General features: G+C 63.0%; 17 protein-coding genes. 10 read left to right on the top strand and 7 right to left on the bottom strand.

From position 1 onward, the window contains the following. Positions 1-79 precede the first annotated feature (79 nt). Positions 80-880, top strand: coding sequence for a hypothetical protein (locus ACERK3_04445; GenBank protein MFA9477540.1), 801 nt, complete (start codon positions 80-82; stop codon positions 878-880). A gap of 21 nt (positions 881-901) precedes the next feature. Here ACERK3_04445 and ACERK3_04450 read toward each other — a convergent pair whose 3' ends face one another. Further along, a complete protein-coding gene (locus ACERK3_04450) occupies positions 902-2,524 on the bottom strand; it encodes a MiaB/RimO family radical SAM methylthiotransferase (GenBank protein ID MFA9477541.1) in 1,623 nt (540 codons plus the stop codon). A gap of 280 nt (positions 2,525-2,804) precedes the next feature. On the opposite strand from ACERK3_04450, the gene ACERK3_04455 reads away from it, so the two are divergent. Then, positions 2,805-3,257 (top strand): hypothetical protein, encoded by a 453-nt coding sequence (locus ACERK3_04455; GenBank protein MFA9477542.1) that lies wholly within the window; start codon positions 2,805-2,807, stop codon positions 3,255-3,257. Between the two features lie 130 nt (positions 3,258-3,387). On the opposite strand, the gene ACERK3_04460 is transcribed toward ACERK3_04455, so the two are convergent. Then, positions 3,388-4,056, bottom strand: coding sequence for a hypothetical protein (locus ACERK3_04460; protein MFA9477543.1), 669 nt, complete (start codon positions 4,054-4,056; stop codon positions 3,388-3,390). Between the two features lie 675 nt (positions 4,057-4,731). Between ACERK3_04460 and ACERK3_04465 the strand changes: the two genes are divergently transcribed. Next, the gene (locus tag ACERK3_04465) at positions 4,732-6,312 is read left to right on the top strand and encodes a glycerol-3-phosphate dehydrogenase/oxidase (protein MFA9477544.1); all 1,581 of its coding nucleotides are present in this window, start codon (positions 4,732-4,734) and stop codon (positions 6,310-6,312) included. Between the two features lie 41 nt (positions 6,313-6,353). Beyond that, entirely contained in the window at positions 6,354-7,478 is a 1,125-nt protein-coding gene (locus tag ACERK3_04470; GenBank protein MFA9477545.1) for a dipeptidase, read from the top strand. A gap of 33 nt (positions 7,479-7,511) precedes the next feature. Here the strand turns inward: ACERK3_04470 and ACERK3_04475 are convergent, their stop codons facing one another. Continuing rightward, positions 7,512-8,582 carry a glycosyltransferase family 9 protein gene (locus tag ACERK3_04475; GenBank protein MFA9477546.1) on the bottom strand — a complete coding sequence of 357 codons (1,071 nt, stop codon included), beginning with the start codon at positions 8,580-8,582 and terminating at the stop codon, positions 7,512-7,514. A 96-nt stretch (positions 8,583-8,678) separates the two neighbouring features. Between ACERK3_04475 and ACERK3_04480 the strand changes: the two genes are divergently transcribed. Further along, a complete protein-coding gene (locus ACERK3_04480) occupies positions 8,679-9,437 on the top strand; it encodes a metallophosphoesterase (GenBank protein ID MFA9477547.1) in 759 nt (252 codons plus the stop codon). A gap of 148 nt (positions 9,438-9,585) precedes the next feature. Here ACERK3_04480 and ACERK3_04485 read toward each other — a convergent pair whose 3' ends face one another. The 4 genes from ACERK3_04485 to ACERK3_04500 all read right to left on the bottom strand — a co-directional run bounded on the left by ACERK3_04485 (position 9,586) and on the right by ACERK3_04500 (position 14,254). Then, entirely contained in the window at positions 9,586-11,025 is a 1,440-nt protein-coding gene (locus ACERK3_04485) for a neutral/alkaline non-lysosomal ceramidase N-terminal domain-containing protein (protein ID MFA9477548.1), read from the bottom strand. A gap of 62 nt (positions 11,026-11,087) precedes the next feature. Beyond that, complete coding sequence (locus tag ACERK3_04490) at positions 11,088-11,309, bottom strand: hypothetical protein (protein ID MFA9477549.1); 222 nt, start codon at positions 11,307-11,309, stop codon at positions 11,088-11,090. After that, complete coding sequence (locus ACERK3_04495; protein ID MFA9477550.1) at positions 11,293-12,840, bottom strand: acyl-CoA synthetase; 1,548 nt, start codon at positions 12,838-12,840, stop codon at positions 11,293-11,295. The genes ACERK3_04490 and ACERK3_04495 overlap by 17 nt, the downstream gene beginning before the upstream one ends. A 58-nt stretch (positions 12,841-12,898) precedes the next feature. Then, a complete protein-coding gene (locus tag ACERK3_04500) occupies positions 12,899-14,254 on the bottom strand; it encodes a malonyl-CoA decarboxylase domain-containing protein (GenBank protein MFA9477551.1) in 1,356 nt (451 codons plus the stop codon). Positions 14,255-15,069: 815 nt separating this feature from the next. On the opposite strand from ACERK3_04500, the gene ACERK3_04505 reads away from it, so the two are divergent. From ACERK3_04505 to ACERK3_04525, 5 genes are all read left to right on the top strand, one after another. Further along, positions 15,070-15,816, top strand: a complete 747-nt coding sequence (locus ACERK3_04505; GenBank protein ID MFA9477552.1) for a PIG-L deacetylase family protein — start codon at positions 15,070-15,072, stop codon at positions 15,814-15,816. Positions 15,817-15,845: 29 nt separating this feature from the next. After that, entirely contained in the window at positions 15,846-16,784 is a 939-nt protein-coding gene (locus ACERK3_04510) for a glucosamine-6-phosphate isomerase (GenBank protein MFA9477553.1), read from the top strand. Between the two features lie 44 nt (positions 16,785-16,828). After that, positions 16,829-19,252 carry a DUF6785 family protein gene (locus ACERK3_04515; GenBank protein ID MFA9477554.1) on the top strand — a complete coding sequence of 808 codons (2,424 nt, stop codon included), beginning with the start codon at positions 16,829-16,831 and terminating at the stop codon, positions 19,250-19,252. 198 nt (positions 19,253-19,450) lie between these two features. Next, the gene (gene rpsF, locus ACERK3_04520; GenBank protein MFA9477555.1) at positions 19,451-19,882 is read left to right on the top strand and encodes a 30S ribosomal protein S6; all 432 of its coding nucleotides are present in this window, start codon (positions 19,451-19,453) and stop codon (positions 19,880-19,882) included. A 102-nt stretch (positions 19,883-19,984) separates the two neighbouring features. Beyond that, positions 19,985-20,482 carry a single-stranded DNA-binding protein gene (locus tag ACERK3_04525; protein ID MFA9477556.1) on the top strand — a complete coding sequence of 166 codons (498 nt, stop codon included), beginning with the start codon at positions 19,985-19,987 and terminating at the stop codon, positions 20,480-20,482. Positions 20,483-20,554 lie beyond the last annotated feature (72 nt).

Raw genomic sequence — 20,554 nt, forward strand, 5'->3', positions numbered from 1 at the left:
TCTGTGTGTGAAATATGCAGATAATAAAGGGCGTTATATTTGATAGAGCATTGACGCCGTTCGCGGGAAGGAGCTTGCCATGAGCCGACGAACGCTGCATTGGCCGGTGGGGGTCTGGTTGACCGGGTTATGTGTGTTGCTGCTGCTGCCGGCGGCGGCGGTTGCTGATGAGCGGGCGGATCGCGAGCGAACGCAGCTGCGGGCGACCGAGGCACTCAACCCGGCTGCGCAGCGGCAGGCGAGCGAGGTGCGGGTGATACGTGACGAGCGGACGAATCGCCGAGCGTATGCGTACGAGGTGAACGGCCGCGAGCGGGTGAGTGTCGCACCGCCGCAGCGTGTCGATCGTGAGCCGAGGCGTGTGCAACGGACGACGCGCACGGCTGATGGTCGTCGCGTTGACGAAGCGGAACGCACCGCGACGCGTGATCTATCGAGCCGATACCAGCGGGCACATCATGATTCGTATGAGCCGGTGACGGTGACGCAGGCGGCGCATCGGTCGAGCGCCCGGGCGCGGGCAGAGGCGTCGGTGCGTGAGGCGAGCCGACGCGGGCATGTGCAGCGCGAGGCGTATGCGGGGTATCGACACACGCCGCGCTCGCGCGTTTCCGGATCGGTCGGCTACTACAGCGGGCCGACGTATGGCTATCGCAGTCATCGTCACTATCGCTACGACCGCGGCCCCCACTGGTACGACTGGCCGGTGAGCGTGGGGTATCACTACCACTACAGCTCACGGCATCGCCATCGCTTCGGCACGAGCATCGGCGTGCACCTCGGCTCGCCGCGCTATTGCAGCCCGCCGTTGCGATTTCACCATCGTCACCACCACCGTCATCGTGGCGGCAGCCGATTCTCAATTGACCTGCGGTTTTGATTGGCAGCCAGGCTACGACGCTCACGTCGTGGTGGTTGCAACGGGGCTATTAACGAGTCGGCCGAACAACGTCAGCGGCGATGTGCGTTCGATGCGGACTTCCGCGATCTCGCCAATGAGCGACGGGTCAGCGTCGAAGCAGACGATCAGGTCGCCATCGGTTCGGCCGGCGAGTTGTGTGACTTGCTCCGGCTTCTCCCAGCCCAGCTCCACGCCCCCCATGCCGCCATTGCTCTGCTTGCGCGACCGGGCGCTGAGCGACTCAACAAAGACGCGCACCGTCTTGCCGAGGTACGCCTGGTGCACGGCAGTGCTGGCGTCGGCTTGAATCGCGAGCAGCTCGTTGTTGCGACGTTTCTTCACATCGTTGGGCACGTCGTCTTCGAAGCGATCCATCGCGACCGTGCCCGGCCGGGGTGAGTACTTGAAGATAAAACTGTTTTTGAACCGACATCGCCGCAGCAACTCTGCGGTGGCCTGGTGGTCTTCTTCGGTTTCGGTGGGGAAACCGCAGATGATATCGGTGGCAAGCTCGGCGTCGGGCAGGTAGTCGCGGACACGATCGACGAGGTCGAAGTATTCCTCAACGGTGTAGCCGCGGTTCATTAGCTTGAGCAGGCGATTGCTGCCGGACTGCACGGGGATGTGCAGGTATCGGCAGATGCGCGGGCGGTCGCGCATGACTTCGAGAATGTCGTTGCCGAAGTCGCGAGGGAAGTTGGTGACATAGCGGAGGCGTTGCAGGTCGGGCACTTCGTCGTGAATGCGGGCGAGCAGTTGAGCGAAGCTGGTGGTCGTGTCGTTGAAGGTCGGGCTGGGGCCGCCCGTGCCTTTGTTGGGGGCGATGACCGTGCCCACCTGCGGCTGCACGACGTCGTTGATGGTGACGGCCGCGGCGGAGTCGAAGTGGTAGTGGTTCACCGTCTGGCCGAGCAGGGTGATCTCGCGGACACCGGCGTCGACGAGCTTGCGGCATTCTTCGACGATGTGGTTGGGGGGGCGATGCACCTCGCGGCCACGTGTGAAGGGGACGACGCAGTAGGTGCAGAATTTGTTGCAGCCACGGGTAATGCGAACGTAGGCGGATCGGCCGGCGCTGGATTGATCGTCGGCGACGAAGCTGCGCGAGAGGTCAATGCGTTCGAGTTGGTCTTCCTCGGCGGCGGCGAGGGTGGTGGATCGGCGGTGCGTGTTGCCTTGCAATGCGACGCCGACTGCTTTGATGCCGCCGCGATCGGGCAGTGCGGTTTTGACGGCGTTGTCGATGAGCATGGGGACTTTGTCGAGCTCGCCGGGGCCGCAAAGCAGGTCGACCTGTGGGTGTCGGCGGACCATGTCCTTGCCGTCGCGTTCGGCCATGCATCCGATGACGCCGAGTACGAGGTCGGGGCGGTCGGATTTTTTCCAGAGGCCGACCTCGCCGACGCGGGACCAGACTTTCTGCTCGGCGTGTTCGCGGACGGAGCAGGTGTTGTAGAGCACGACGTCGGCCTGCTTCCAGTCGTCGACAAAGCGATAGCCGAGGCTTTGAAGCTGTCCGCGGACGAGCTGCGTGTCGAGCACGTTCATCTGGCAGCCGAACGTCTCAAGGTAGACGGCTCGGCCGACGGCAGGGGCGGCATGGTCGGTGGGCTTGGCGGTCATGGTGGGGCCTGGGGAAGAAAAGGCCCATCATAGCGCGGGGTGAAGTGTGTAACAAGCGTTGATGCGGGGGAGGCTCGGGGCTGGGCATGAGGCGTCGCACGCCACGCATCTGGCACGGAGGTGGAATTGGGGGTTGGCCCCGATGGGCTTAGGTGGGGTAGGGGGCATACAGATTGCATGGAGAAACAAGTCGAGGCCACGCCTGAAGTTGTTACAACCGGTCGGTTCCCGGGTATGTGAGATGGGCGTGGCTGGCGGCGAGAAAGGCAAGGGGAGAGCGATGGCAGTTGATGGTGTGATGGTCCGTCGTCGGCAGACGGCGGTATGGCTGGGGAAATTGCTTGGCCGACGGTATGTGCTGGCGTGGGGCCTGTGCGTGGCGGGGGCGAGTCTGCACGCGGGACTGACGCCAGGCGCGGAAGGCGTGGCGTGGCAGGGTTGGGCGAGCGGGGTAGTGGCGATGACGGCGGTGCTGCTGGCGGTGTGGTGGGCGGAGCCTTATGTGGCGTACCGGTATCGGCGAAGGCGGTTTCGGCGGGTGCTGGCAGCGGAAGGGGGATGGCAGGCGTGGTCGCTGCATTTGCCGGCTCGGCCGTGGTCGCCGACGCGGGGACGCAGGCGGGGGGCGCGACGTCGGCGGACGGCGTCGGCAGGGGTGCGTCAGTTGCGTCAACAGGCGGCAGGGGAGGCGTCCGCCGACGGGCCGATGGGGCGGCTGCGGCCGGTGCGGTGAGTGTCGCGCTACGGGATTGGCGAGATGGTTTGAGACAAAAAAGAGGACGCCGGTTAGGGCGTCCTCTTTTAGGGGTATGACACTTCGGTGGATGCCTTTGCGGTGGCATCTACCGAGGGTAGTGAGTCGATCAGGCAGCGGCGAGGCGACGGCGACGGATCATGTAGCCGAGGCCGAGCACGCCGAGCATCGGGAGGCCGGCCAGCGCCGCGGCGGGCGTGGGCACGACGACCGAAGCGTGGAACTCGGTGGAGTTGTCAATCGAGTTGCCATCGTAGCGGAACTCGGTGTAAAGGCCGTTGTAGGCTTCACCCGGGGTGAACCACTGCGAAACGTCGATGCCAGCGAACGACGAGCCAGAGAAGACACCGTTGTTCGTGCCGCCCGAAACCAGGAACGGGCCGACATCGCCACCGATGTTGAACACCTGACCGTTGACGAAGTCTGCCGAGTAGGTGTTGCTGCTGAGGTCCGTGACGGTGAAGCCACCATCGACGACGTAGCCGTTATTGATCACGATCGAGCCAACGAAGTCCTGAATACCGGTCAGGCCGACCTGCTCAACGCTGTTGATCTGGATCGAGTCGAGGTTGGTCAGATTGCCGAAGCTCAGTGACAGGATGCCGGAGGCGCTGGAACCGAAAGAGTCGCCAGCGACGCCGTCCCAGTCGGCCACAACATTGTTGATGTCCATACGCAGCACGGTGGCGGCGTCCGCGTCGGCAGCGCTGAAGCCGAGGGTCATACCCAGGGCAAGCGTGGCCGAACCCATAAACTTGGTCATTTTGGAAAATTGCATAGTAAGAGTTCCTCCCTACCTTTGTGATTCGTTTGGCCCTGCATCGACGTTCGATGCACAAAATCGGAGCCAATACTTAATTCTGTGAATCTGGTTAAAGTTTCTGTTCTGTGTCTGCCGATACAGGTGTCGCTGAGTTATTTGCTCATACCCTGTCGTTCCCCTTTCAACGACTGGGTCGGCGAGATTATTTCGCCAGCTTTCACCAGTCATCGATGTTTTGTTGTCAGGCCGATCTGGACTACATCTGCCGAAAAGCGGCAGTAACGCCACTTCGCGGTCAGATGCCGCAAATCTTTGGTGGGAACTTATTAAGGTCCGCTTTGCGTGGTTGCTGGCCGGTGAGAAATGTTCCCCCTCTCAAAGAGGCCCATCTCACTTCGCGTCCCCCGCTCGCCCTCACTGTCTCCCTCACTACTAAGTATGAGACTACCACGGGTACGGGGGTTGTCAAGAAGATCTGATCGGGAGAAGGCCCGATCACGAAATGTTTGCGCCAGCGGCGCTTGTGTAACGATTGTAGGGATTGTACGGATTAGGGCCGAGCGATCGTTACAATCTACCTATCCTAAGGACCCGGCAGGTGGTGACCAGCACGCCGATTGGCCGACCCTGTAGGGCGGTGGTGTCGTAGGTCATGGTGCGAAATGAGGTTAGCGTTGGAAGGTGGCGGGCATGACGCGAAGTGAGATGTTGCAGCGGGTTCAGGCGGGGGACGGGCTTTGGGACTTCATCATCGTCGGCGGTGGGGCGACCGGGCTGGGTGTGGCGGTGGACGCGGCCAGCCGAGGGTACCGGACGCTGCTGCTGGAGCAGAGCGATTTCGCGAAGGGGACGAGCTCGCGGTCGACGAAGTTGGCCCACGGCGGCGTGCGATATCTACAGCAGGGCAACGTATCGCTGGTGCTCGAAGCGCTGCGTGAGCGGGGGCTGATGCGGCAGAACGCGCCGCACCTGGTGCGCGACCTGCCGTTTGTCGTGCCGAATTACGTCTGGTGGGACAAGCCGTTCTATGGGGTGGGGCTGTGGGTTTATGACAAGATGGCGGGCAAGATGGGCTTCGGCCGATCGCGGACGCTGTCGCGCGAACAGACGCTTGAACGTATCCCGACGGTGGAAACGCAGGGCCTGCGCGGCGGGGTAGTCTACTACGACGGCCAATTTGACGATGCCCGGCTGGCAGTGAACCTGGCGCAGACGGCGGCGGAGCAGGGGGCGGTTGTACTCAACTACATGCGCGTCACGAAACTGGTCAAGCAGGCGGGTGTGATCACCGGGGTCGCGGCGACGGATGCTGAAACGGGGCAAGCGTACGAATTCAAAGCCAAGGTGGTGATCAACGCGACGGGGGTCTATACCGATGCGGTGCGGCGGATGGATGATGCGGACGCGCCGGCGATGATTCGGCCGAGCCAGGGGGCGCATATCGTGCTGGACCGCTCTTTCTTGCCGGGCGACGCGGCGATCATGGTCCCCCATACGGACGATGGGCGGGTGTTGTTTGCGATTCCCTGGCTGAACCGTGTGATGGTGGGGACGACGGACACGGCAGTGGACGAGACGCCCCTGGAGCCGAGGCCGTTGCAGGCGGAGGTTGATTTTCTGCTGTCGCATGCGGGGCGGTACCTGGTGAATGACCCCGAGCCAGCGGATGTGCTGAGCGTGTTTGCCGGGCTGCGGCCGTTGGTGGTCTCCAGTGGCTCGGGAGAGAAGGGCGATAAGCGGACCTCGGTGATCTCGCGCGACCACACGATACACATCTCTGAGACAGGGCTGGTGACGGTGGCAGGCGGGAAGTGGACGACGTATCGCAAGATGGCGGAGGACGTGGTGGAGCAGGCGGCGTCGCTGGCGGGGCTGGACATGAAGCCTTGCGTGACGCAGACGCTGGCGATTCATGGGCATCACGAAAACGCGGCCGAGTTCGATGAACTGTCGGCGTACGGCGCGGACGCGCCGGCGGTGCGTGAGCTGATTGACAGCGACCCGGCGTATGGCGAACGGATGCACGCGAACCTGCCCTATCGCGTGGGCGAAGCGGTGTGGGCGGCGCGGAACGAGATGGCCCGTACGGTGGAGGACGTACTCGCCCGACGAACGCGGGCGCTGCTGCTCGATGCGCGGGCGAGCGTGGCGGCGGCGCCGAAGGTGGCGAAGGTGCTCGCGGCGGAGTTGGGGCATGATGACGCGTGGGCCGAGCGGGAGGTGTTGGCGTATACGGATCTGGCGCGGCAGTATGTGTTGCCGTTGGCGTGAGATGATGATGCTGGCAGGCGATGCCGCTACACTTGTGCGCCATGCCTTTAATGATTGATGGTCATCTTGATCTGGCGATGAACGCGCTGCTGTACGAGCGCGATCAGTTGCTTGACGTTGCGGCACTGCGCGAGCGTGAGAAACGTGGCGTGGCGGACGATCGCGGCATTGCGAGCGTTAGCCTGCCGGAGCTGCGGCGGGCGGGTGTGGCAGTGGTGATGGGGACGTTGATTTCGCGATGCAAGCCTTGGGTGGACGCGTCGCGGCCGATTGCTCGCATTGATCTGGATCATCCGCATCCGAGTATGAGTTACGCGATGGCCCATGGGCAGCTTGCGTACTATCGGCAGCTCGAATCGCAGGGCGAACTGCGCATTATTACCGATGGCAAGACGTTGGACGCGCACCTATCTCAATGGGAGACGATTGATGTAGACCCCAAGACCGCGCCGCCGCCGATCGGGTTGGTGGTATTGATGGAAGGGGCGGACCCGATCGTCGCACCAGAGCAACTGGTGCAGTGGCATGAGCAGGGGTTGCGCGTGTTGGGGCTGGCGCATTATGGGCATAGCCGATATGCAGCGGGCACGCCGTCGCGAGATCCGTCGAGCTTTGAAAAGGACGGGCCGTTGACGCCGTTGGGCGTTGAGCTGCTGAAGCAGGCGGACGAGTTGCCGATGGCGGTGGATTTGTCACACCTCAGCGATGCGAGTTTTTACCAGACGATGGATTGTTATGGCGGGGTGGTGTGTGCGAGTCATACGAATTGTCGTACGCTTGCGAATACGCCGAGGCAGTTCAGCGATCGGCAGATCAAGCTCATCGTTGAGCGCGGCGGCGTGATCGGGCTGGCGATGTACAAAGGGATGATCCGTTGGGACGACGGCGATCCGCCTCGTGCGCAGGTGCGGTTGCAGCATGTCATCGAGCACGTTGACCACATCTGCCAACTCGCCGGCTCGGCGAAACATGTCGCGCTGGGGACGGACCTCGACGGCGGCTTCGGCGTTGAATCGACGCCCGCTGACCTGGACAACTACGATGACCTGCACAAGCTCGGCCCGATGATGCGCGAGCGCGGCATGACTGACGACGACATCGCAGACTTCTATCACGGCAACTGGCGACGGTTTCTGCACGATGCGATGGGCGCGCCCACGGCGTAATGGCAGGCGATCGCGATCCGCTGAGCTTCGCGGCTAATTTTGAGAACGGCACTTGATCCGCGACCACACTTCGTCGACGGATACTTTCGCAACCAGTGTCTGGTCGTTGGCGTCGCGGTAGTCATGAACGCCGACGTTGACCGCGGGACGGACGACGTCATCGTCGCGGCGGTAGGGGCCTACGAGCGCCGGGTCAGTCGGGCCGAAGATGGCGACGGTCGGACGGTCGAAGCCGACGGCGATGTGCAGCGCTGCCGAGTCGTTGCAGACGAGCAGGCTTGTCTCGCTGAGCAGGGCCATGAGTTGGCCGACGCGTGTGGTGGGCAACAGCACGCGCTCGCGCATCGCAGGCGGCAGCGCGTCGAGCAGTGGTTGCACCTGGTCGCGTTCGGATGGCGCTGCGAGAACGATGAGGTGTTCGCCCGCGACGCCGGTGTCCAGCAGTCGGCGGGCGATGTCGGCATAGCGGTCGATCGGCCAGCACTTGCTCAGCCAGCGTGCGGTGGGGGCGATGCAGGCGTAGCGTCGCGGCGCGAGGCTGTGGTCAGCGAGATAACTGTCGAGCCATTGGCGGTCGGCTTCGCCGAGGTAGAGTCGCATGTCGTCGGTGGTGGCCAGGCCGTCGGCTTTGAGCAGGCCGAGCATGCGATCGACGGCGTGGATGCGGTCGCTGATGTCGTGCCGGACCGTGTAGCCGAGGAAGCCCCACTCGCGGGCGTTGGCATAGCCGACGCGTCGGGGGGCGCGGGTGAGCCATGTGAGCAGGCCGGAACGGAACAGGCCCTGGATGTCATAGACGACGTCGTAGTCGGCGTGGCGAAGCTGCTTGCGCAGCCCGAGGGCGGCACGGGTGGCGGAGGGGCGGAGGCCGGCGAGGTGGAGGGCGTCGCGGTCGAAGAGGATGACGCCGTCGAGCATGGGGTGGTGCTGCACGACGTCGGCATAGCCGGCGTTGATCAGCCAGTCGATATGGGCGTGGGGCAGGCGCTGGCGGAGGGAGACGAGCGCGGGCACGGAGCGTGCGACGTCGCCCAGCGCCGACGGCCGAACGATTAACACACGGCCGGGGTCTGCGGATTGGTTTGGCTTCGCATCGTCGGTCATTCCCGGCTAATATAGTCGGCTTCGACGTTCGCGTGGGGCGGGTCCGAGAACCCGCTGCTCGCGTTTGACCCTATACCGCCGCCGGGCCGTTTCCTCATGAGCAGCTTTGCCCTTGTTAGCGACATCCACGCCAACGCCGACGCCTTCCGCGTTGTGCTCGACGACATCCGCAAGCGCGGTATCGAAGACGTCTATTGCCTGGGCGACATCGTTGGCTACGGGCCGAACCCGGTCGAAAGCCTCGACATGGTGATCGAGCACTGCAAGTTTGCGCTGATGGGCAACCACGACTTCGCTGTGCTGTTTGAGCCCACGAGTTTTAATGCGAGCGCGGAGCAGGCGGCGTTCTGGACGCGTCGGCAGTTCGAGCTTGAGCCTGATGCGCAAAAGCGACGGAAGCGGTGGGAGTATCTGGGCAGCCTGGTGATTCGCAAGCGACATCTCGATGCGCTATGGGTGCACGCGTCGCCGCGTCGGCCGATCAACGAGTACATCTTTCCGGATGACGTGGTGACGGCGCCGACAAAAATGCAGCAGATCTTCGACCGCATTGATCGGCGGTGTTTCTGCGGGCATACGCACGTAGCGGGTGTGTTTACAGATGAGCCGGACTTCTACCCGCCGGAGGACCTCGGCGGGGCGTACCGGTTTGTGGATGATGAGAAGTTCATCCTGAACCCCGGCTCGGTGGGCCAGCCTCGCGACCGCGACCCGCGCGCATCTTACTGCATCGTGCACGACGACCGGGCTGAGTTCGTCCGCGTTGAGTATGACGTGCCGAAGGTGGTGGAGAAGGTCACCGCGATCGTCGAACTGAGCGACTTCCTGGGCCAACGGCTACTCGATGGCCGGTGACCCGACCTGCTGCTGTGGTTCCCGGGCGAACCGACCGAATGCACGCATGTGGGCACGAACTCCGGCACGCCATGGATGGAAGACGAAAGCATCTGAACCCGACGTGATCAGGGTGCGGCGATCATGCGCAAAGCGGCGAGCGTGACAGTCAAGTTGACTGCTTTGCCTGCTTCGACGAGATCGATTCCAACTGCTCCAGCGTGGCGGCCACCAGCGCGTCGCCGCCGTCGGGGCTTTGGAACAGGGCGCTGGTCGCCTCATATCCGCCTTCATCGACCGCTTCGCGGGTGACCAGATAGCCGCCGTTTTCACCGTTCGCATAGGTGATCAACTGCACATTCGCGTGCCGAGCCTTCACCTTGAGTCCGAACTCAACGAAGACCTCGCCTGGCCAGGCGATGAAAGTCCAAGGCCCGACGGTGATAAGTTGAATCTCAGTTGGGCTTCGCATGTCGATCGCGGCCTGCATGCCGCCCTCGGCTGCCGCGCGGGTCAGGTTCAAGGTGCGCTGCGCACCGAACCAATCCACCTCGGCGGTGCGGACCTTCGGCCGAGGAGCGCCCTGCTGACGAAGCGACTCGAAACGCTCGGCTGACGCGGTGAGCCGACGCTCGGCTTCGTCCAGCTCCGGCAGGCGTCTGGCAGGCAGTTGAAGTTGACTTGATTGGCATGAGACGGGTAATTCCGCCCGCCACTCAAGGTCTTTCGCCGCCTGCAGCAGCCGTTCGCCCAGCATCTCACCCAGGCGTTGGGCTTCTGCAAAGGTGTTGGCTTGCGTGACGTGGCGGGGGCTCTGGTTGCCCGCCACGCCGGTGAAGTAGAGCACGGGCGTGTCTTCGCCCAGCCAATGCTGTTGGAGGTATTGCCGGGTATAGGCGGGGAAATCGCCGCTGAACAGCGTCGAGTCTTCGTGCAGCACGGTGGGGTGCATGCCGTAGACGGTCATCGCGGCGATCGGCTGCTGGTCACTTGCTCGCCGAAGCACCAGCAGGGGAGCTTCCGGATCGGTGGGCCCGTCGGGATCGCGGCGGTTGCCGCCAATGCCCGTCGCGTCGGCAACCACCATTGCGGCCTCCGCTTCGACCATTGAAGCGTGCGCTTCCCGCACCGCCTTGACCACAGCGTCCTCGCACTGTTGGACTATCTGCTCGTCCACGGCGGGGATCGTCGGGTCGCCATTGTCGGTGATGTACCGCGTGGTCTTCGGGCCCGAGTGCGTATGGGTTGCGGCGATCAGCACATGGGTCGGCGGCAAACCCAGCTCTGCCTCCAGCCTGGCACGGATTCGGCCGGCCATGGCGTGCGTGATGAACAGCACGTCCACCGCTGCGAGGGCTGTGGTTTGCTCCCCATCGCTGAGGCACATCGCCGAGGCCAACAGCGGGTCGTGCGTGCCAGTGCTATCACGCTGCACATGGGGATAGCCTGCAAGATAGACAGACCGCTTTGGTGTCCAATCAATTGTGCTGGCACCGGCGGAAAAGAGGTTTGGCATAGGATTGAACTCCACAAGCGGGCCAGCGGATTGATCATGGCAGATCGTCGAACACCCAAGGGGGCGGAAACGATCTTTAACCAAGCCAGGCATGTTTGCCAGTATTTAACAGGATTTCCCACGGCCGATCCGACAACGCGGCCACGAAATTGTCATTATAAATTATTGCTCGGCGTGTTGCCCGGCTCTGGCATAAAGCAGTTATGACAGACGTGATCGCCGAGCAACCCAATGCTTCTTATCGTCGTGTCGCCGCGGCGCTGCGTACCCGCATTCTCGCGGGCGAGTTGTCGCCGGGGCAGCAACGCCCGGCCGAGCTGGCGCTGGTTTTCATACTTCCGTCGAATGATTGTGGCAGGTTCATTGCGGCTCGCCACGACCGGCCGTTGCCTCCAACACGGCTTGAAACAGCTCGCGCACCTGCGGCTTGGTGACCTTGCCCATCGCGTTGCGTGGCAGGTCGTCGAGCACCTTCAGCGATTGCGGCACTTTGTACGCTGCCAGGTGTTGCTTGCCCCAGCTTCGCAGGCCGGCCAGGTCCAGCGACTGCCCCGGCGTCAACGCCGCCGCGAGGCAGACGCGCTCGCCCCATTCGTCATCCGGTACACCCACCACGGCACAGTCGCGGATCGCAGGATGGGTGCGCAACACCTCTTCGATCTCCAGCGCGGAGACCTTGTAGCCGCCGGTTTTGATGATGTCGACGCTCGATCGGCCGAGGATGCGGTAGTAGCCGTCGTCGAGCACAGCCACGTCGCCGGTCTTGAACCAGCCATCGTCGGTAAAGGCCTCGGCAGTAGCATCCGGGCGGTTCCAGTACTCGCGGAACACGACCGCTCCCTTGATCTGGATTTCGCCCGACGTTTCGGCAGTGGGCTGGGCGATGACGCCGCCTTGCTCGTCCGCCAGACGCGCTTCGACGTGGGGCAGCGGTTGGCCGATGTGACCGGGTCGGCGTTCGCCCTTGAGTGGGTTGGAGATGCCCATGCCGATCTCGGTCATGCCGTAGCGTTCGAGCAGCGTGTGGCCGGTCAGGCCGCGCCATTTCTCCAGCACACTCACCGGCAGCGCGGCCGACCCGGAGACCATCAACCGCAGGTTCGCGGCGCCGTCGCTCCATTTCGCCTGCTGCTCGGGCGACGCGTCGTCGTAAGCCGAGATGAGCTTGGCATAGATCGTCGGCACGGCCATGTAGAGCGTCAACTCACCACCGGCCAGGTAATCCCACACCTGCTTGGCATCAAACTTCGGCAGCATGTGACAGGTCGCCCCGGCCCAGAGGGAGCAGCCAAGCACGTTGATCACACCGTGGATGTGATGCAACGGCAGAGTGTGCAGAATGCAGTCGTCGGCCGACCATTCCCACGCTTCGACGAGCGAGGTGATCTGCGCTTCGATGTTGTGGTGCGTCGTCACCACACCCTTGGGCCGACCCGTCGAGCCGCTGGTGTAGAGCATCATGGCCCGCCGTGCAGGGTCGATGTCGGGCAAGGCGCTTTGCGTGGTCGACGAATCCAATTCGGTAGTGCTCAGCAGTCGAAGCTCACGCTCCGAAGCGATGCCTTTCACACGATCGACGAAGTCCGGATGCACCACGATTGTGTCGACTTGCGCATCGTCGATCACGTAGGCAAGCTCTGGCTCCGGATGCACCAGGCACAGCGGCACCGCCAACCCGCCTGCCAGCCAGATGCCCCACTGCACGCGCACATAGTCCAGCCCCGGCGGTACGAGAAACGCGATCCGTCGCTCAGCCAGATCGTTATCGCCAGCCAACAACGTGTGCGCCGTCGCGGTTGCCCCCTGAAGCAGTTGCTCATACGTAAACGCACCGTCGGATGTCACCAGTGCTCGACGTTGGCCGTGCTCCTGGGCTCGGGTGATCAAGGAAATGGTCGATGGACTCATGGTTCTGCTGCTCCGCGAGTAGATGTTTGAAAAAACGTGACACGTGCCGTTGGCGTGCTCAGGCTGAGATGCCCAGTTGCAGCATCTTGTCCAGTTGCGGCGTGACGACGCACTGCCCCTGGTGAAAGCGACGCTGGTGGTCATCAATCTTGTCCAAGGCGTAGAGGTAGTTGGCGGTCATGCCGAACGATTCGCTAATCCCTTTGGCGCTGGTGTCACTAAGGTAGTTCAAGTTGTAAAGCATCGCGCCGTTGCGAAAGTGAAAGTGGGCCACCGGGTCCAGCGGGGCGCCGCGACGCTTTTCATGCACCACGTAAAAATGCGCCAATCGCAGCAGTCCACCTTTCAGGGGGTAGCATAGCTCCGGCTCCCGCCATCGCTCGCCGGCGAGCAGTTCGTTCAATTGTGCAGGCAGTGCGTCCACTCCCGGAACGGCCCGGCGAATGACGTCCAGGTCCTCAGGATCAAAAAACGCGTCCAGCGACTGCCCGTACAGGGCGCGCTTGCGACCCTCCGGTGCGTCCTGCAACACCGAGTGGAGGTATTTGCGAAAGCCGGGCATCGGGCTGAGTGTTGAAAATCGACGCAGGCTCGGGTAGTCCTGCCGCAATTGTTCGACTGCCATCTTGATCAGCGAGTTGCCCAGGCTGATACCGCTGAGCCCTTTCTGCGTCGCGTTGATCGAGTAGAACAAAGCCACGCTCGGTTCGTGCAATGTACGCACGCGGCGTTGCTGAAACAGCCGATCGATCGAACTGCCGATCGTCTGTGTCAGGGCGATTTCCAGAAAGATCAACGGCTCGTCCGGCATGTTCGGGTGATACAGCGCATAGCAGAGGCGATCGCGATCCAGCCGTTGTCGCAGCGTTTCCCACTCGCTCATTGGATGGACGACTTCGTAGGCCATCAGCTTCTCCAACTGCGCCGCCGAAGTGGTCTCCCACCGGATCGGTACGAGCTGAAGAAAGCCGAAGTTGAACCATGAGCGAAACAGATGCAGCAGGTCTGCCTCCACCAGGCGCAGACACGCCGCCTGCCGATGCACGCGCATCAACTCGCGCAGTTCCGCCCGCATGTCCACCAGAAACTTGATCCCACCGGGCAGATTGACGAACTGCCGTAGCAGGTGTAGTCGCGGAGGCTCCCACTGCTCCCGCAGGGCCAGCAGGCGATCGATGTCTTCTTTGCAGTCCAGATCAAATCCGCCGGGCACGGCAGCAATGGCGTCCGGGTCCGTCGCCAGCGGACTTTCCAGGTTACGGGCGAGGTAGGTAAAAAACTCGATCTTCTCGGTGGCATCCCATCGGTCATATCGCTGCTGAAGCGTTTGCAGATAGGGACGGATCGACGGATCGTGCAAGTGCTCCATCGCCTCGGCGAGCAACGGCATGAACTCGTCGGTAAGGCCTGGCATGTTGAATTTCCTTGGGTGCCGTTCAGTAACACACCATGGGTTCTTGCGTGCGTGCAAGGCCAGGTATTTCGGGTCAGCAACTATAGCACCCTTGCCATCGAACCAAGTCTACGCCGATCGTCGGCAAACGCGGGTGACGAGCGAGCCATTAGAATGATTTAAGGCACCCCCGTGGTGAAAGGTCCATGCCATAATGCTGATGTCAAATTTTACAGGACAGAGCATTGTGGTCAATGGGACGTCACCTCCCGGGTCCGTGTGAACTCGCGGCGCAGAGAGGCGGCCCACTGGCGGGCATCGTCAGTGGGGCGGGGCTGGTACGCTGCGAGTTGCCGGTTGCGAGAGGCATGGCCGATGGTCTCGTAAGATGCGGAGGACCTCCTTGATCGCTGCGGGATGCAGCGGTACCGAATGATCCGACAGTGGGATCACCAACTCCGATTCGCCTTGCGGAAAATGTGCGCTTGCATAGGGAACGAGCCCGTCGGTGGTGTTGGCCCAGTCGTGCTGGCCGTGGTCGTCGGTGTGTCGAGGTGGCGCTGAGTTGATCCGAGGTCAATGCACTGCGTTGCAAGGCAGTCATCGCCTTCGTGAGTTTGGGTTCCCCCTCGTGTCGATACGGCTTAGCGTAGCCCGTCGGGCACGGAAATGCATCTGTCGCGTTGATCTGCCCGGACTACCCGTGTTTCTAAAGCGGTGCGGTTGCTCAATATGGGCTGGCGGATACGATAGCCGAGCCTTTTAGTACAGCTGACGTGCGAGGGAGAGCAATCGTCGGCTGCGCGGACGCGACCCCCCAAAGCAGGAGTGAAACATTGGCTGAGCGAAAGACCGCCCTTGCGTTTCTTGCCCACCCGGACGACGCGGAGATCCTCTGCGCCGGCACGCTCATCCGCCTTCGCGAGCTCGGCTGGGCGGTGCACATCGCCACCGCCACCGCTGGTGACTGCGGCAGTGCGACGCTGCCAGCCGACGAGATCGCCGCCATCCGCCGTCAAGAGGGGGCGAAGGCGGCGGAGTTGATCGGCGGAACCTATCACTGCCTCGGGGAACGTGACGTTAACGTCATCTTCAACCACGAAGCCAACACCAAGGTGATCGACCTGTTCCGCAAGGTCAACCCCACGCTCGTGTTCACACATCCGCGACACGACTACATGCTCGACCACGAGCAGGTCCACCTACTGGCGCGCAGCGCGGCCTTCAGCTTTGCGGTTCCCAACGCGTCGAGCCTGCCATTGCCGGAGGACGCGCACGTGCCGCACTTGTATTATGTGGACCCGATCGAGGGACTGGACCCGTATACCGGCGAGCCCGTTACCCCGACAACGGTGGTCGATATCTCGGCGGTGCTGGATCGCAAGGCCGAGATGCTCGCCTGCCATGCGAGTCAGCGTGAATGGCTTCGATCGCATCACGGCATGGACGAATACATCGAGGCGATGAAACGCCACGCCGCCGCGCGTGGCCGCGAGCGTGGCTTTGCCGCCGGTGAAGCGTTTCGCCAGCACCTCGGCCACGCCTTCCCACATGATGACCTGCTGGAAAGCTTACTTGTCTGACTTGAACCGCAACTGAAAGGGATTACGCCATGCCTCGTCCGATCAGCAAAGTCGCTCCCGCCTGGTGGGATTACACCACGTTGGAAGGCGATCTTCTCGAAGATGCCGCGAAGCTCGACGAGCGTAAGCTCAAGGGTCTGTCGCGTGAGGGATTTCAGGTTCATTTTTATGACTCGCTGGAAGAGCTTTACACTGCCGAGGCGTTGGAGTACGTCGACGCCTGGCTGCAGAGCACGCCGGACAATCCGACGGGGATCTGCGGCCCGATCGGCCCGACGGAGCAGCTGCCGCTGGTGGCCCGCATCGTCAACGCCATTGGTCTTGACCTGAAAAAGCATGACGCTCACTTCTGGGGCATGGACGAGTGGATCGACGAAAACGATGAACCGGTCGGCCTCGACTTCCCGCTGGGCTTCGCGAAGGCGGACATGGAGCTTTGCTTCAACCGCATCGATAAGAAACTGCGGATGCCCAAGGAAAACCTGCACTTTCCCATCGGCGACCTTGGGGCGTACAGCAAAAGCTACGACGATGTCCGCTGCCTGGTCATGCAGGGCGGGCAGGGCGAAGTGAAGCATTGGGCCTTCAACGACCCGCCCAAGCGCAGCGGCAAGTACAAGGACGCGCCCCCGCCACCGAGCGAGTATCGCAAGCTTGGTACGCGTGTCACCGACCTGCACCCCATGACCGTGATTCAAAACGCCCGCACCAGCGGCGGCGGCTATGTGCCCAGTGTGCCCACGCGTGCGTGCACCGTCGGCCCGGTCGAGACGTGGAAGGCGGAGAAGGTCAGCATCTGGCACCCGGGTTATCACGACAACCCGTTCGGCATGCGACTGTCGGCCCTGATGATCAGCAAAGGCATCGCCGACACCAGTGTGCCCATGAGCCTGCTGGCCGAGCATCCCAACGTCCACTTCCACTATTACCGGGGCGGCCTCGGCAAGGTCGAAACCAAGATGCTCTGATTCACCGGCTCCGCCTCGGCGGACGCATACGGTAAGGATTGCTGATGACCGTTCGCTCCATCCTCCTCGGCTTGGCGCTTGGCGTGTTCGTTTCGGCGTTCACACATTTCAACGACATGTTCATCCAGGGCAGTTGGTTCATCAGCAATCACCTGCCCATCGGTGTGCTTGGCGTGCTGGTTGTGGGCATTCTGGTGCTGAATCCTTTGCTGCGCGCCATGGGCAGCGGCTTGTCGTTGCGGGCGGGGGAGTTGGCGATCATCGTCGCGCTGGGGCTGGCGTCATGTGGTTGGCCGAGCTTCAGCTACTTCCGTTATTTCGTCACGATCACCGCGTTTCCCGCGCATGGGCAGGGCACGCAACCGCACTGGCAGTCCAGCGGTGTGATGCGTTACCTGCCCGGCGGCGACCCGCAACTGGCCGAGGGGCATGTGCAGGACTGGTCGGCGCTGGTTTTGGCGGTGGCGGACGAGCAGCAGCGTGATCGCGAGCCGGTGCTGGAGCGGATGTGGTCGCTTTTGCCGAGCGGTCAGCAGAACATCATCCAGCGTTTCGCCGATCAGGGGAACGTGCCGCTGGACTCGCGTGCGGTGGTGCTTCGTGCGGTGAATGTGGCGCTGACGTCGGGCGACCTGACGCCGCAGCCGCCGCCAGAGATGGATGCGTTGCCCGCGCCGATGCGCGGGTTGGTCGAGGCACATGGGGATGAGCCGTTGACCGGCCGGGCGCTGGTTCGGCTGAACCGGTGGTGGTTGACGAGCGTGTTGCCGGAGGCGGTGATGCCGCCGCCGCGGGGTGATGGCGTGATGCTGCTGGGCGCGGCGCCGGGGCATGACGTGCTGGACACGGTGGTGGCGGGCGCGGACGCGCCGTTGGGCATAAGTGAGTTGCCGTGGTCGGCGTGGTGGCCGGTGATTCGGGTGTGGGGCTCAATCGGGCTGCTGCTGGGGTTGGCGAGCTTGTGTCTAACGTTGATCGTGCACCCGCAGTGGTCGCGTCGCGAGCTGCTGCCATACCCGATTGCGCGGTTTGTCAATGAACTGAGTGAACGCGACGGCGACGCCTGGCTGCCGCGGATCGCCAGCAGTCGGCTGTTCTGGTTCGGCATGGGCGCGATGGTGCTGGTGCACGGCGTGAACGGCCTGCACGCATGGTTCGAGGCAGTCCCGGAGATTCCGTTGCGGCTGGCCTTTGAACCATTGTCCGAGCTGTTCCCGACCTTCTCGCGGGTGTCGGGGACGGGTGAGCTGTTTCGGCCTTACATCTACTTCTCGGTGATCGCGTTCTGCTTCTTCCTGGCCACGCCGGTGTCGTTCTCACTGGGCGCGTCGACGTTCGCCTACGGCCTACTTGGCGCGGCGCTGCTGTCCGCGGGGATCAGCTTCGACAACGAATACATCGGCGCGGGCAAGGGCAACATGCTGCGATTCGGCGCGTACGTCGGCATGGCGGGCATCATTCTTTACATCGGTCGGCGGTATTACCTGTCTGTGGTGGCCTCGGCGGTCGGCTTGCCTCGCGCAGCCGACGTGCCAAGCTACGCGGTATGGGCAATGCGCGGGCTGGTGGTGCTGTTCGCGGTGTTGGTGGTGCTGTTTTACACCGCCGGGCTGAGTTGGGGCATCGCGAGCGTGTTTATTCTGATGTTGCTGCTGCTGTTCCTGGTGGTGACGCGAATCGTGGTCGAGACGGGGATGTTTTTCGTGCAGGTGTGGTGGATGCCGGTGGGCATTCTCACGGGCCTGCTGGGGTTTGAGGCGATCGGGCCGACGACGTACCTGGTGCTGGCGATCGGCAGTGTCTTACTGGTGGGCGATCCGCGCACGTTGTTGATGCCCTACCTGGCCAACGGTTTGCAGGTCGCCGAGCGCGCGGAGGCGGCGAAGCCGGGGCGGTTGGCGCCGTGGCTGACGGTGATGCTGCTGGTGGGTTTCGTGGTAGCGGGGGTGGCGTTGTTCAGTCTGGCGCACAATCGCGGGCCGGGCATTGCGAGCACCTGGGATACCCAGACACTGCCGAACATGCCCTTTGAGTTCGCATCGCGTTACATTGCCGAGAGCTCGGCACAGGACACGTTAAGCCAGGCCACCGCCGCCTCGGGGCTGGACCGCCTGGCCAACGCCCGCTTCGACTCGACGATGTGGGGCTGGATGGTGTTGGGGCTGGTGTTGCTGGTGGGCACGGCTGTAGCGAGGCTGCGGCTGCCTTGGTGGCCGATTCACCCCGTGCTGTTCCTGGTCTGGGGCACGATGCCCGCCTCACGGCTGGGCGTTTCGTTCATGATCGGCTGGCTGGTGAAAGTGCTCGTCGTGCAGGTGTCCGGCTCGCGCGGCTATCGGCAACTGCTGCCGTTGATGGTGGGCATCATCGCCGGCGAACTGCTGATGGGCCTGGTCTGGTCCGGCGTCAGCGGGGTGTACTACGGCGTTCAGGAGACGGCCCCGCCGGTGTACCGCATCTATCCGTGACCTGCCGGGGCGCTTGAGTTGTGGTCTGATCGTGATATGTGAGAGCGCCGCGGCGGGTGTGGTTTGCTGTCGCAGATTGGCCGGGGTATGATGCTGGGCTACGCATGCAGCCTGGCCAGGTCGCGATGAACGACCATTCAGGACCGGCGTCCCGGCTCGTCGACCGGGGCCACCAGGCGGCAAAGGAGACGTTTTTCGATGACCGATTCTAATCAACTACCGCTTTACGAGGCCATGTTCCTGCTCGACCAGCGCTCCGGCCTTGAGGTTCAGGGCGGCATGGACAAGGTTCGCGAGATCCTTGAACGCTCCGGCGCGGAGATCGTCGCGCTGAACAAGTGGGACGAGCGAAAGCTTGCTTACGCGATCCGTGGCCAGAAGCGTGGCACGTATCTGCTGGGCCTGTTCCGTGTGCACGGCGGCAAGATCACGACCATTGAACGCGACTGCCACCTCTCCGAAGAGGTGCTGCGGGTGATGGTGACGCGCGGCGAGCACCTGGGCGAACTTGAAATCGAGGCGGCGATCAACAACGTGCAACTCGCTCAGGACGAAGACGACCTTCGCGAGGGTGCGGAAGGCGAAGACGCCACGTCGACTCAGCAGGTTGGCGCTGACAACGAAAACTGATTTCTCACCTCACGCCTTCGGTCGGCTGACACCCCGGTGTCAGGGTCCATTGGCGGGGTTTGTCTGTCTGCACGACGCTGACCGAAACCGGTGGAGCCGAACATGCCGAACCTGAACAAGGTCATGCTCATGGGGAACCTTACGCGGGACCCCGAGATGCGATACACGGCCAACAACACCCCGGTCACCAAGCTGGGGCTGGCTGTGAACCGTCGATGGAAGAACCAGCAGGGCGAGCAGCAGGAAGAAACCTGTTTCATCGACTGCACCGCCTTCGCCCGCGGCGCCGAGGTGCTCAACCAGTACCTGCGCAAGGGTCGGCCGGTGTTCATCGAAGGTAGACTGCACCTCAACCAGTGGCAGGACCAGCAGGGCAACAACCGCTCGAAACTTGAGGTGATCGTCGAGAACTTCCAGTTCATCGACAGTCGCGGCGGCGAAGGCGGTGGTGGGGGCGGCGACTATGGCGGCGGAGGTGGAGGTGGCTACCAGAGTGGTGGCGGTGGCGGGGGCGGCCCGCAGCAGCGGTCGCAGGGTGGTGGTGGTCAGCCACCGCAGCAGCCACACCAGCCGGTCGATGCGGATGACATTCCGTTCTGATCGTCGAACAATTACGCATTCACAACATGCTGGTGTCAGTGGCAGGTGATGGAGCCTGCCGTGCGGCGCCTA

The sequence above is a fragment of the Phycisphaerales bacterium AB-hyl4 genome (genome assembly GCA_041821185.1).
GTDB lineage: Bacteria > Planctomycetota > Phycisphaerae > Phycisphaerales > Phycisphaeraceae > Natronomicrosphaera > Natronomicrosphaera hydrolytica.